The organism is Starkeya nomas, assembly GCF_902703545.1.
Taxonomy (GTDB): domain Bacteria; phylum Pseudomonadota; class Alphaproteobacteria; order Rhizobiales; family Xanthobacteraceae; genus Ancylobacter; species Ancylobacter moscoviensis.
Window position 1 is genome coordinate 4,352,637 of the sequence record NZ_CACSAS010000001.1, and the last position, 13,224, is coordinate 4,365,860.

Consider the following 13,224-nt stretch of genomic DNA (forward strand, 5'->3'; position numbering starts at 1 on the left):
TGTTGATTTCCACTGAGATCTGACCCGGCAGGAGCGGATTTTTCCATCGAGAAGTGACCCATGTTTTCACCACGTCTCACGCGGCCCACGCGGGAGACAGCGGAGTGATCGACATGGAGTTATTGAGCGTCATCCGACGCTGGCATCTTCGGGATCGTTGCTCGATCCGGGAGATATCCCGCCGCACCGGCCTCTCACGAAACACGGTGCGCAAGTATCTGCGGGCGGACAGCGTCGAACCCCGATTTCACGTCCCCGAGCGCCCGAGCAAGCTCGATCCCTATGCCGACAAGCTCGCGGCGATGCTGCGGGTCGAGACCGGCAAGTCGCGCAAACACAAGCGCACGGTCAAGCAGCTGCACGCCGATCTGGTGATCCTCGGCTATGAGGGCTCCTACAATCGGGTGGCGGCCTTTACCCGGGACTGGAAGGCAGCCCAGCTTCGCGAGCACCAGACCAGTGGTCGCGGCACCTTCGTGCCCCTGGCCTTCGTGCCGGGCGAGGCGTTCCAGTTCGACTGGTCGGAGGACTGGGCGATCATCGCCGGCGAGCGCACCAAGCTGCAGGTCGCCCACGTCAAGCTGTCCTACAGCCGCGCCTTCACGCTGCGAGCCTACCTGCTCCAGACCCACGAGATGCTGTTCGATGCCCACAATCATGCTTTCCGGATGCTGGGCGGCGTGCCGCGGCGGGGCATCTACGACAACATGAAGACGGCCGTCGACAAGGTCGGCCGGGGCAAGGAGCGCCAGGTCAACATCCGCTTCTCGGCCATGGTCAGCCACTTCCTGTTCGAGGCGGAGTTCTGCAATCCGGCTTCCGGTTGGGAGAAGGGGCAGATCGAGAAAAACGTACAGGATGCCCGTCATCGGCTCTGGCAACCCCTGCCGAACGTCCCCTCGCTGGAAGCCTTGAACGAGTGGCTGGAGACCCGGTGCCGGGAGCTGTGGACACAGATCGAGCACGGCGCGCAACCCGGCTCGATCGCCGATGTGTGGGCCGAGGAGATCCGCCACCTGATGCCGATGCCGCGGCCGTTCGACGGCTTCGTCGAGCACGCCAAGCGTGTTTCCCCGACTTGCCTCGTCCATCTCGAGCGCAATCGCTACAGCGTCCCGGCCTCCTTCGCCAACCGCCCGGTGAGCCTGCGGGTCTATCCCGACCGGATCGTCGTCGTCGCCGAGGGGCAGGCGATCTGCGAGCATCAAAGGGTGTTCGCACGATCCCATGATCGCCAGAGCCGCACCGTTTATGACTGGCGCCATTATCTGGCCGTGGTCCAGCGCAAGCCCGGCGCCTTGCGCAACGGTGCGCCCTTCGCCGAGATGCCGCCGGCCTTCCGGTCTCTGCAACAGCACCTGCTCAAGCGGCCAGGCGGTGACCGCGAGATGGTGGAGATCCTGTCCCTGGTCCTCCAGCATGACGAGCAGATCGTGCTCACCGCCGTTGAACTCGCCTTGCAGGCCGGCGTGCCGACCAAGACCCATATCATCAACCTGCTGCACCGCCTGATCGACGGCACACCGCTGAGCACGCCGACGATCCCGGCTCCTTCCGCCCTCACGCTGACCACCGAGCCTCAGGCCAATGTCGAACGCTATGACGCCCTGCGCCGGGCCAGGGAGGCACGCCATGCGTCATGATCCGGCCAGCGGAGCCCTCGTCATCATGCTGAGAAGCCTCAAGATGCACGGCATGGCGCAAGCCGTCGCGGAACTCACCGAACAGGGATCTCCCGCCTTCGACACCGCCATGCCGATCCTCTCGCAACTTCTGAAGGCAGAGACCGCCGAGCGGGAGGTGCGATCGACCGCCTACCAGCTCAAGGCCGCCCGCTTCCCGGGCTATCGCGACCTCGCCGGCTTCGACTTCACCAGCAGCGAGGTCAACGAGGCGCTCGTGCGCCAGCTCCATCGCTGCGAGTTCCTCGACGACGCGCACAACGTCGTCCTGGTCGGCGGGCCGGGCACCGGCAAGACCCACATCGCCACGGCTCTTGGCGTCCACGCCGTCGAGCATCATCACAGGCGGGTCCGCTTCTTCTCCACCGTCGAGCTCGTCAACGCCCTCGAACAGGAAAAAGCGCAGGGAAAGGCCGGTCAGATCGCCGGCCGGCTCACCCACGCCGATCTCGTCATCCTCGATGAGCTCGGCTACCTGCCGTTCAGCACCTCGGGCGGCGCCTTGCTGTTCCACCTGCTGAGCAAGCTCTATGAGCGCACCAGCGTGGTCATCACCACCAATCTCAGCTTCTCCGAATGGGCTACCGTCTTCGGCGACGCCAAGATGACCACGGCCCTGCTCGACCGGCTCACCCACCACTGCCATATCCTCGAGACCGGCAATGACAGCTTCCGCTTCAAGAGCAGCTCGGCAAAGCCACCCAAACCCACCAGGGAGAAGCCGCGAAACTTGACCGCCACCTGACCCCAGACCACCATCAACCCGGGTCACTTCTCAGTGGAAATCCAGGGTCACTTCTCGACGGAAATCAACAGCGGCAGGCTGAGCATGATGTCTCCATCCCTGACCAGAAGCGGCAGGGCGAAGCCTATTGCGCCTCGCGCGGCTATCAGCTTGTCGAGACCTACGTGGAGCCGGGCGCTTCGGCGACCAACGACCGCCGCCCCGAGTTCCAGCGCATGATCGAAGCGGGTACGTCAAAGCCCGCGCCCTTTGACGTGGTGGTTGTCCATTCGTTCAGCCGATTCTTCCGAGACCATTTCGAGTTGGAGTTCTACGTCCGCAAGCTGGCGAAGAACGGCGTCAAGCTGGTCTCGATCACGCAGGAAATGGGCGACGACCCCATGCACGTCATGATGCGGCAGATCATGGCGCTGTTCGACGAGTATCAGTCCAAGGAAAACGCCAAGCACGTCATCCGCGCCTTGAAGGAAAATGCGCGGCAAGGCTTCTGGAACGGCTCGCTCCCTCCTATCGGCTATCGCGTCGTCGCGGCCGAGCAGCGTGGGGCCAAGACCAAGAAGAAGCTGGAAATCGACCCGCTCCACGCCGACACGGTGCGACTGATCTATCGGCTCGCATTGGAAGGCGATGGCACGACCGGCCAGATGGGCGTCAAGAATATCGTCTCCTATCTCAACAGCCGCCGCATCTTCACCCGCGACGGCGGGCGCTGGGGCATCGGCCAGGTTCACCGCATCCTGACGCGCCGCACCTATATGGGCGAGCACGAGTTCAACAAGCGCAGCAAGACCAAGGAATTGAAGCCGATCAGTGAGATCGTGGTGGTAGAGGTTCCGCCGATCATCGACCGCGAGACGTTCGACACCGTGCAGGCATTGCTCAAGGCCCGCAACCCCAAGGTCATGCCATCCGCCGTCATCAGTGGCCCGACCATGCTGACCGGCCTGATCCATTGCGCCAAGTGCGGCGGAGCCATGACTATCCGCACCGGCAAGGGCGGGCGCTACCGCTATTACGCCTGTTCGATGAAGGCGCGACAGGGACCGACCGCCTGCACCGGCATGGCGGTGCCGATGGAGAAGCTGGACGATCTTGTCGCCGACCACCTCGAAGACCAGCTTCTCCAGCCCGAGCGGCTGGAAACCATCCTCGCCAGCGTTCTCGACCGGCGGCAGGAGCAATCCGAGCGCCGCCGCGAGCATATCTCGGAACTGAACAAGCGCGCCGCCGAATCGGAACTGCGTCTCAAGCGCCTCTACGACGCCATCGAGACAGGCGTGGCCGACATCGACGATCCCGCCCTCAAGGATCGCATCGACGGCCTCAAGGCCGTCAGGGACCAAGCCAAGGCCGACGCCGAGCGCGCCCAAGCCATGCTCGACAACTCCGGCGCAAAGGCCATTACCCCGCAGATGGTCCGCACCTTCGCCCAGAGCGCCCGCCAGCGCATCCGCCTCGAAGGCGGCGGCTACCGCCGCGACCATCTTCGCGCGCTCGCCCAGCGCGTCGAGGTTGCGGACGGAGAGGTTCGGATCATGGGATCGAAGACCCGGCTGCTTCAGGCGCTGACCGGAAAAAGCAGCGTAAACTCAGTGCCCACTCAGGGACTGAAGTGGCGGAGGGAGCGGGATTCGAACCCGCGATACGGTTCCCCGTATACACACTTTCCAGGCGTGCGCCTTCAACCACTCGGCCACCCCTCCGTCCGCGGGCGCGGTGGCCCGTCGGTCCTCGACGAAGCGTCCGGGCGGGCCGGCGCCGATCCGTCGAAGAGGCGCGGAATATAGCGAAGCATGCCACGCTGGCAAGCCGTCCCGCGGCGGATTTGCGCAGGATGGGGAAAGCCCGCCGCCGACCGGCCGGTCCGCCCTCCCCGGAGAGCGTCCGGTCGCATGGGAGCCGCCGGTGCGGCGCCTCAGTTCAGCGGCGCTCCGGTCGAGGTGATGGAGCAGGTCGCCGCGTCGGCCTTGGGCCCGAGGAGATGCACCTGGTCCTGTCCCTTGGCACCCGCGACGATGTTGTAGAGGGTCGTGCTCGCCGAGCCGACGGGTTCGCCCTTTAGCGTAAACGCGCAGCTGACGGCGACTGAGCCCACGGTGGCCGACGTATTGTTCACCACCGAGACGCCCATCACCGTCCCGACATCGTTGGTGAAGATGTCGCCCTGTTCGAGCTTGAGGCCGGAATCGGCGGCCGCTGCCGATCCGGCCAAGAGAGCCAGCGCTCCCACCGCAAGCCGATGGAAGGCTCGCATTCCCGTCGCATACATGATCACGCCCCGGCATGGCCCGCGGCGGCGTTCGGGCCGTCTTCTGGCTGCAGGTTCACCGCGCGCCGCAGCGTAGAGGAAGCGGGGCAAAAGTCGAGATGAGCCGACGCCGCCACCATGCAAGCCATGGGAGTCGAGTGTGGGGCGGTGAAAGATGACGGTGAGGTTCGCGGCGGGATGCGCGGGGAGGAGCGGGCGCGCAGCGGGTAAACGTGTCGAGAGCTCACCAGTCGTTGCGCGCTGTCGACTGCATAGTCCCACCGCGAAGTTGTCACGGGTGCTGCTGTCCGGCGCAGAGAACCATGAGACGTACATCCGCGGCCGTGTCATGGGTGTGGATAACTTTGCAGAAAATGAAGTATACATGACGTTTCAGGTAAATAATCGTGGCTAGACAATGGTTTCGTCGAATGTATAGTCCGCCCTGCAGGATCGTGTGTCAGGGGGAAGCGGAATGAATCCGGGCGTGTGTCTCGCCGGGCGGCGGCGTGCTGGTATCGGTCTGCTCGGTGCCGGCATGGCGGCTCTGCTGCTTGCGGCCTGCTCGGAAGAGAACAAGTACGTCGCGCCCCCGCCGCCCAAGGTCACGGTCGTCGCGCCGCTTCAGCAGGCGGTGACACGATACCTCCAGTTCACCGGCAACACCGCTTCCATCAACTCGGTCGATCTGGTCGCCCGCGTCGAAGGCTTCCTGATGTCGATCGACTACAAGGACGGCGCGGTGGTGAAGAAGGGCGACCGCCTGTTCCTGATCCAGCAGGACACCTATCAGGCCAATCTCGATCAGGCGAAGGCGCAACTCGCCTCCGCCGAGGCGCAGCTGACCAACAACCAGGCCGAATATCAGCGCCAGAAAACGCTGGGCCAGCAGGACTTCTCCTCGCAGGCCACCGTCGACAAGGCGCGCGCGGCGATGGAGCAGGCGCAGGCCTCGGTCGACGCGGCGAAGGCCAATATCGAGATCGCCACCATCAATCTCGGCTACACCACGGTGATCGCGCCGTTCGACGGCATCGTCACCCGCCACCTCGCCGATGTCGGCCAGCTCGTCGGCCACAGCGAGCCGACCAAGCTCGCGACCATCGTGCAGATGGACCCGATCTACACCTACTTCAACCTGAACGAGAACCAGGTCCTGCGCATCAAGCAGGCGCTCGCCGCGCGGGGCCGGACCATCGAGCAGGTCAAGGAGGTCGAGATCGACATCGGTCTCCAGAACGAAGGCAACGACTATCCGCACAAGGGCCGGCTGGACTACGTCTCGCCGGAGCTCGACCCCTCGACCGGCACGCTGCTGGTGCGCGGCCTGTTCGAGAACAAGGACCTGTCGCTGCTGCCCGGCCTGTTCGTGCGGGTGCGCGTGCCCGTGCAGGACATTCCCGACGCCCTGCTGGTCGAGGACACTGCCGTGGGCGCGGCGCAGCAGGGCAAGTACGTGCTCGTCGTCAACAAGGACAACGTGGTCGAGCAGAAGGTCGTTACCGCCGGCCAGCAGGTCGGGCAGTACCGCGTGATCGAATCCGGCCTCGCCGCCGGCGACCGGGTGGTGATCGGCGGCATCCAGCGCGCGACGCCGGGATCGAAGGTCGACCCGGTCGAGGCGCCGCCTCTGGCGCCTCCGCCCGCGGCCGGCACCGAACCGGCGAAAACCGAACCGGCCGCCCAGCCCGCGCCGGCGAGCAAGACCGGCAACTGAGGCTGGCAACCGACTTTCGCGACCCCTGAACCGGACCGCTCGAACCGAAGGCCCGCAGCATGATCTCCCGCTTCTTCATCGAACGGCCGGTTCTCGCCAACGTGCTGGCGCTGGTCTTCGTGCTGATCGGCGGCGTGGCGCTGATCAAGCTGCCGGTGGCGCAATATCCCAATGTGGTGCCGCCGACCGTTCAGGTGACGACGCTCTATCCCGGCGCCAGCGCCCGCACCCTGGTCGATACCGTCGCGCTGCCCATCGAGCAGCAGGTCAACGGCGTCGAAGGCATGCTCTACATGCAGTCGACGAGCGCCAGCGACGGCACGTACACGCTGACCATCACCTTCGCCATCGGCACCGATCCGGATTTCGCGCAGGTGCTGGTGCAGAACCGCGTCGCCATCGCCATGGCCTCGCTGCCGCAGGCCATCCAGGTGCAGGGCGTCACCACGCAGAAGAAGTCGACGGCGATCCTCCAGTTCGTGACGCTGTATTCGCCGGACGAGCGCTACGACAGCCTCTTCCTCGCCAATTACGGCGTCATCAACCTGCAGGACGAGATCGCCCGCATCGAGGGCGTCGGCAACGTCAACATCTTCGGCGCCGGGCAGTACGCCATGCGCGTCTGGCTCGATCCGGACGAACTGCAGGCCCGCCAGCTCACCCCCGACGACGTGGTCAGCGCCATCCAGCAGCAGAGCCAGGAGGTCGCCTCGGGCGTGGTCGGCATGCCGCCGGTGCCGAAGGGGCAGAACTTCCAGTTCACGCTGCTGATGGACGGCCGCCTCAACGACGCGGCGGATTACGAGAACATCATCGTCAAGGTCTCGAACGCCGATGGCGGGCGCATCACCCGCCTGCGGGACGTGGCGCGGGTCGAGCTCGGCGCGCAGACCTACAGCCAGACCTTCACCTTCAACGGCAAGGCCGCCGCGGCGCTCGGCATCTTCCAGCTGCCGGAGGCCAATTCGCTGGCGGTGGCGACCGCCGTGCGCGAGAAGATGGCCCAGCTCGCCAAGGACTTCCCGCCCGGCCTCGCCTACCAGATCCCGTTCGACACCACGGTCTTCGTCAACGCCTCGGTCAACGAGGTCTACAAGACGCTGTTCGAGGCGGGCATCCTCGTGCTCATCGTCATCCTGGTCTTCCTGCAGGACTGGCGGGCGACGCTGGTGCCGGCGACCACCGTGCCGGTGACGATCATCGGCACCTTCGCCGCGATGGCGGCGATGGGCTTCACGGTGAACCTGTCCACCCTGTTCGCCATCGTGCTCGCCATCGGCATCGTGGTCGACGACGCCATCGTCATCGTCGAGGGCGTCGCGCGCCATATCGAGAAGGGCCTGCCGGGCCGCCTCGCCGCCGAGAAGGCGATGGACGAATTGTTCGGCCCGATCATCGGCATCACGCTGGTGCTGATGTCGGTGTTCCTGCCGGCGGCCTTCATGCCGGGCCTCACCGGTCAGCTCTACCAGCAGTTCGCGCTGGTCATCGCCGCCACCGCGCTGATCTCCGCCATCAACGCCATGACGCTGAAGCCGACGCAGTGCGCGCTCTGGCTGCGCCCGCCGGTGCCGCCGGAGAAGCGCAATTTCTTCTATCGCGGCTTCAACGCGGTCTATGACCGGGCCGAGCACTGGTACGCCGGCCTCATCCGCCGCATGGTGCATGTGAGCTACCTCACGGTCGCGGTCGCCCTGGTGCTGATCGGCGTGGCGATCTGGGGGCTGACGCGCGTGCCCACCGGCTTCCTGCCGACCGAGGACCAGGGCTACGTGCTGATCGGGGCGCAGCTTCCCGATGCCGCCTCGCTCCAGCGCACCAACGAGGTGATGCAGCAGATCTCCGACATCGCCTCCAAGACGCCCGGCGTGGAGAACGTGATCGCCATTTCCGGCGTGTCGGTGCTGGACAACAACGCCACCCTGCCGAATGGCGGCGTCGCCTATGTCATGCTCAAGGACTGGGACGTGCGCGACAAGGCCGGCGAGGGGCTGCTGGAGATCTACACCTCGCTGAACAAGGCGCTCGAGCAGGTCGACGGCGCCATGACCTTCGTGCTGGTGCCGCCGGCGATCCAGGGCATCGGCAATGCCAGCGGCTTCACCATGATGGTCCAGTCGAAGAACGGCAGCTTCGACTTCGCCGAGCTGCAGAGCCTGACCCAGTCGGTGGTGAGCAATGCGTCGAGCCAGTCGTCGCTGCAGCACCTGAGCACGTCGTTCCGGGCCAATGTGCCCCAGCTCTTCCTCCAGATCGACCGCATCAAGGCGGAGACGCTGGGCGTCACCGTCGGGCAGGTCTTCGCGACCGTGCAGGGCTATGTCGGGTCGAGCTACGTGACCCAGTTCAACCAGTTCGGGCAGACCTTCCAGGCCTATATCCAGGCCGAGGCCGATTACCGCCGCACGCCCGAGGAAATCCTCAACCTGAAGATCCGCACGCCCGGCGGCGATATGGTGCCGCTCGGCACGCTGGCGAAGGTGGAGCCGGCCTTCGGCCCGCCGCTGATCACGCTCTACAATCTCTACCCGGCCTCGACGGTGCTCGGCGCGCCGGCGACCGGCTTCAGCTCCGGGCAGGCGCTCGACATCATGGCGCAGGTCGCCGACGACACGCTTCCTCCGGGCACCGGCTTCGAATGGAGCGCCATGTCCTACCAGGAGGCTGTGGTCGGCAACGAGGTCTATTACGTGTTCGGCCTCGCCATCCTGCTGGTCTATTTCGTGCTCGCCGGCCAGTATGAGAGCTGGATCCTCCCCTTCTCCGTGCTGCTCGCCGTGCCGCTGGCGCTGCTCGGCACGGTCGGCGCGCTCACCGGGCTCGGCGTTTCCAACAATCTCTACACGCAGATCGGTCTGATCCTGCTCATCGCCCTGTCGGCGAAGAACGCGATCCTCATCGTCGAATTCGCGCGCGAGAAGCGGGCGGAGGGCATGGAGATCATGGAGGCGGCGGTGGAGGCCGCCCGGCTGCGTTTCCGGCCGATCCTGATGACCTCCTTCGCCTTCATCCTGGGCGTGCTGCCGCTGGTGCTCGCCACCGGCGCCGGCGCCAATTCGCGCAAGTCCATCGGCATCGCCGTGTTCAGCGGCATGCTCGCCTCGACCTGCCTCGCGGTGCTGTTCGTGCCGTCCTTCTACGCCGTCCTGCAGCGCTTCGAGGAATGGCGCGCCGGGCGCAAGGATGCTCCCGCCCAGCCCGCGTCGGCGGCGGGCGAGGAAGCCTCGCCCTCGGCGACCTGACGCCGGATTCGCGCCATGCCAGCCCGTGTCGCCTCAATTTGCGGCAGCGGGCTGATGCTTCCGTGGGCTGCTTCCGCGGGCCGTGGCCGTCGCCCGCATGGCGACGGCCGGTGGTGCCATGACACAGGGCAATCCGGCCGCGCGCCGTTTGCATTGCCGATGCGGCACGATTCGTGCGTTCAGCCCTGTTGTTCCGCTTCGCGCGGCCCGACTAGGATCGGTGTCGCGCGGGTCGATGTTCCGTCTGTCAGTTGGTGCCTATGACAATCTTCGCCAGCCTGCATCACGTCACGGCCTACAAGTATGACCGTCCGGTCTCGCTCGGGCCCCAGATCATCAGGCTGCGCCCGGCGCCGCACTGCCGGACCCCGGTGAAGAGCTACGCGCTCAAGGTCACGCCCTCCAACCACTTCGTGAACTGGCAGCAGGACCCGTTCGGCAACTGGATGGCGCGCTTCGTCTTCCCGGAGAAGGCGACCGAGTTCCGCGTCGAGGTCGACCTCATCGCCGACATGACCGTCTACAACCCGTTCGACTTCTTCGTCGAGGAATATGCCGAGAAGCTGCCCTTCGCCTACACGCCCGAGCTCGCCAAGGAACTGATCCCCTATCTGGAGCAGGAGGAGGGCGGCCCGCTCATCGACGCCTTCGTCGAGGAGGTGCGCCCGTCCGAAGGCACGCCGACCGTCGACTACCTCGTTGCGCTCAACCAGAAGCTCCAGCAGCGGGTCGGCTATCTTATCCGCATGGAACCGGGCGTGCAGAAGCCCGACGAGACGCTGTCGCTCGCCGCCGGCTCCTGCCGCGATTCCGGCTGGCTGCTGGTGCAGGTGCTGCGCCGGCTCGGCCTCGCCGCCCGCTTCGTGTCGGGCTACCTCATCCAGCTCAAGCCCGACGTGAAGGCGCTCGACGGCCCGACCGGTACCGAGGTCGACTTCACCGATCTGCACGCCTGGTGCGAGGTCTATCTGCCCGGCGCCGGCTGGATCGGCCTCGACCCGACTTCCGGCCTGCTGTGCGGCGAGAGTCATCTGCCGCTCTGCGCCACGCCGAACTACGTCTCCGCGGCGCCGATCACCGGCGGCTTCACGGCGGAGGAGGGCACCAGGACCGAGTTCGAATTCGACATGAAGGTCACGCGCGTGGCCGAGAAACCGCGCGTGACTCTGCCCTTCTCCGACGAGGCGTGGGCGGCGCTCGACGCGCTCGGCGACAAGGTCGACGCCGATCTCGCGGCGCAGGACGTGCGCCTCACCATGGGCGGCGAGCCGACCTTCATCTCTATCGACGACTATCAGGGCGCCGAGTGGAACACGTCGGCCGTCGGCCCGACGAAGCGCATGCGCGCCGACGACCTGATCCGCCGCTTGCGCAAGCGCTTCGCGCCCGGCGGCATGATGCATTACGGCCAGGGCAAGTGGTATCCGGGCGAAAGCCTGCCGCGCTGGACCTTCTCGCTCTACTGGCGCAAGGACGGCAAGCCGATCTGGCGCGATCCCGATCTGATCGCCGCCGAGAACCTTGCCGGCGCCACTACCGAGGATTCGCGCGTCTTCACCGAGAACCTGGCCGACCGGCTGGGCGTCGGCGCGAGCTATGCGGTGCCTGCCTATGAGGACCCGGCCCACTGGATCCTCAAGGAAAGCGAGCTGCCGGAGAACGTCGACCCGTTCGATTCCAAGCTCGAGGACGCCGAGGCGCGCGCCCGCATCGCCCATGTCTTCGAGCGCGGCCTCGGTCGCCCGAGCGGCTATATCCTGCCGGTGCAGCGCTGGCAGTCGCGCGCGACCCGCGGCTGGGTCAGCGAGAAGTGGCGCTTCCGGCGCGGCAAGCTGTTCCTGGTGCCGGGCGATTCGCCGGTCGGCTTCCGCTTGCCGCTGGCGGCCCTGCCCTGGGTGCCGCCGGCCGCCTACCCTTACGTGAATCCGGCCGATCCGATGGTGGTGTCGGGCGAGCTGCCCGATGCCGAGACGCTGCACCAGCTCTACCAGCGCACCTCCTTCGACAACGAGAACCAGCAGGAACAGGTCGACCAGGTGCTCACCGGCACCGGCTCGGTGCGCACCGCGCTCGCCATCGAGCCGCGCGGCGGGCGGCTCTGCGTGTTCATGCCGCCGACCGAGCGGCTGGAGGATTATCTGGAGCTGCTCGCCGCCATCGAGGTGACGGCGGCGGAACTGAAGCTGCCGGTGCATATCGAGGGCTACACCCCGCCGGTCGATCCGCGCCTCAACGTCATCCGCGTGGCGCCCGATCCCGGCGTCATCGAGGTGAACGTCCACCCGGCGTCCAACTGGAAGACCTGCGTCGAGATCACCCGCGACCTCTATGAGGAAGCGCGGCTGTCGCGCCTCGGCACCGAGAAGTTCATGGTCGACGGGCGCCACACCGGCACTGGCGGCGGCAACCATGTGGTGATCGGTGGCGCCACTCCCGCCGACAGCCCCTTCCTGCGCCGGCCGGACCTGCTCAAGAGCCTCGTCACCTACTGGCAGCGCCACCCGTCGCTGTCCTACCTGTTCTCCGGCCTGTTCATCGGCCCGACCAGCCAGGCGCCGCGCGTCGACGAGGCGCGCCACGACAGCCTCTACGAGCTGGAAATCGCCATGGCCAACGTGCCGGTGCCGGGGCAGGGGATGGCGCCGCCGCCCTGGCTGGTCGACCGGCTGTTCCGCAACCTGCTCACCGACGTCACCGGCAACACGCACCGCTCCGAGATCTGCATCGACAAGCTGTTCTCGCCGGACGGGCCGACCGGCCGCCTCGGCCTCGTCGAGTTCCGCTCCTTCGAGATGCCGCCGGACTGGCGGATGAGCCTTGCGCAACAGTTGCTACTGCGCGCCCTCGTCGCCCGCTTCTGGCGAGAGCCGCAGGACGGGCCGCTTGCCCGCTGGGGCACGGCGCTGGCCGACCGTTTCATGCTGCCCCACTTCGTCTGGGCCGACTTCATGGACGTGCTGCACGATCTCGGCGCCGCCGGCTATCGCTTCGACCCGATGTGGTTCGAGGCGCAGCGCGAGTTCCGCTTCCCCTATTTCGGGCAGGTGGAGCATGGCGGGGTGACGCTGGAACTGCGCCAGGCGCTGGAACCGTGGCATGTGCTGGGTGAGGAAGGGGCGGTCGGCGGCACGGTGCGCTTCGTCGATTCCTCCGTCGAGCGCCTGCAGGTGCGCGTGGAAGGGCTGAACCCCATCCGTCATGTCGTGGCCTGCAACGGCCGGCGCCTGCCGCTGCTGCCGACCGGGCGTTTCGGCGAGCACGTGGCAGGCGTGCGCTTCAAGGCATGGCAGCCGGCCTCGGGCCTGCACCCGACCATACCGGTGCACGCGCCGCTCACCTTCGACATCGTCGACCTGTGGTCGAACCGTTCGCTGGGCGGCTGCGTTTACCATGTCGCCCATCCGGGCGGCCGTAACTACGAAACTTTCCCGGTGAATTCCTACGAAGCGCAGGCCCGGCGTCTGGCGCGCTTCCAGGATTACGGCCACACTCCCGGCTACCTGTTCGTGCCCCCGGAGGAGGCGTCCGCCGAATTCCCGGCCACGCTCGACCTGCGGCGTCCGGCGAGGGTCTGACCCGCCGGAGCGTAG

At 66.5% G+C, this 13,224-nt stretch carries 6 protein-coding genes, 1 tRNA gene and 1 pseudogene; 6 read left to right on the forward strand and 2 right to left on the reverse strand.

The window, feature by feature from the left end; translation table 11 throughout:
- Positions 1-113 precede the first annotated feature (113 nt).
- The 3 genes and pseudogenes from istA to STARVERO_RS23870 form a co-directional block, all read left to right on the forward strand.
- Positions 114-1,643 (forward strand): IS21 family transposase, encoded by a 1,530-nt coding sequence (gene istA / locus STARVERO_RS20625; RefSeq protein ID WP_159601952.1) that lies wholly within the window; start codon positions 114-116, stop codon positions 1,641-1,643.
- Complete coding sequence (istB, locus tag STARVERO_RS20630; RefSeq protein WP_159601245.1) at positions 1,633-2,427, forward strand: IS21-like element helper ATPase IstB; 795 nt, start codon at positions 1,633-1,635, stop codon at positions 2,425-2,427. Before istA ends, istB begins: the two co-directional genes overlap by 11 nt.
- Positions 2,424-4,070 (forward strand): annotated as a pseudogene (locus tag STARVERO_RS23870) (recombinase family protein); the annotation flags it as partial. The gene istB and the pseudogene STARVERO_RS23870, both read left to right, overlap by 4 nt.
- Here the strand turns inward: STARVERO_RS23870 and STARVERO_RS20640 are convergent.
- Together STARVERO_RS20640 and STARVERO_RS20645 are read right to left on the reverse strand one after the other, a co-directional pair.
- Positions 4,041-4,130 (reverse strand) — tRNA-Ser (locus STARVERO_RS20640). The pseudogene STARVERO_RS23870 and the gene STARVERO_RS20640 overlap by 30 nt on opposite strands.
- 212 nt (positions 4,131-4,342) lie before the next feature.
- Entirely contained in the window at positions 4,343-4,639 is a 297-nt protein-coding gene (locus STARVERO_RS20645) for a hypothetical protein (protein ID WP_244616854.1), read from the reverse strand.
- Between the two features lie 511 nt (positions 4,640-5,150).
- Between STARVERO_RS20645 and STARVERO_RS20650 the strand changes: the two genes are divergently transcribed.
- The 3 genes from STARVERO_RS20650 (at position 5,151) to STARVERO_RS20660 (ending at position 13,209) form a co-directional block, all read left to right on the forward strand.
- Entirely contained in the window at positions 5,151-6,392 is a 1,242-nt protein-coding gene (locus STARVERO_RS20650) for an efflux RND transporter periplasmic adaptor subunit (RefSeq protein ID WP_422802161.1), read from the forward strand.
- Between the two features lie 59 nt (positions 6,393-6,451).
- Positions 6,452-9,634: an efflux RND transporter permease subunit gene (locus STARVERO_RS20655; protein WP_159601247.1), complete on the forward strand. Its 3,183-nt coding sequence runs from the start codon at positions 6,452-6,454 to the stop codon at positions 9,632-9,634.
- 260 nt (positions 9,635-9,894) lie between these two features.
- Positions 9,895-13,209: a transglutaminase family protein gene (locus STARVERO_RS20660; RefSeq protein WP_159601249.1), complete on the forward strand. Its 3,315-nt coding sequence runs from the start codon at positions 9,895-9,897 to the stop codon at positions 13,207-13,209.
- The last annotated feature ends 15 nt before the right edge of the window (positions 13,210-13,224 follow it).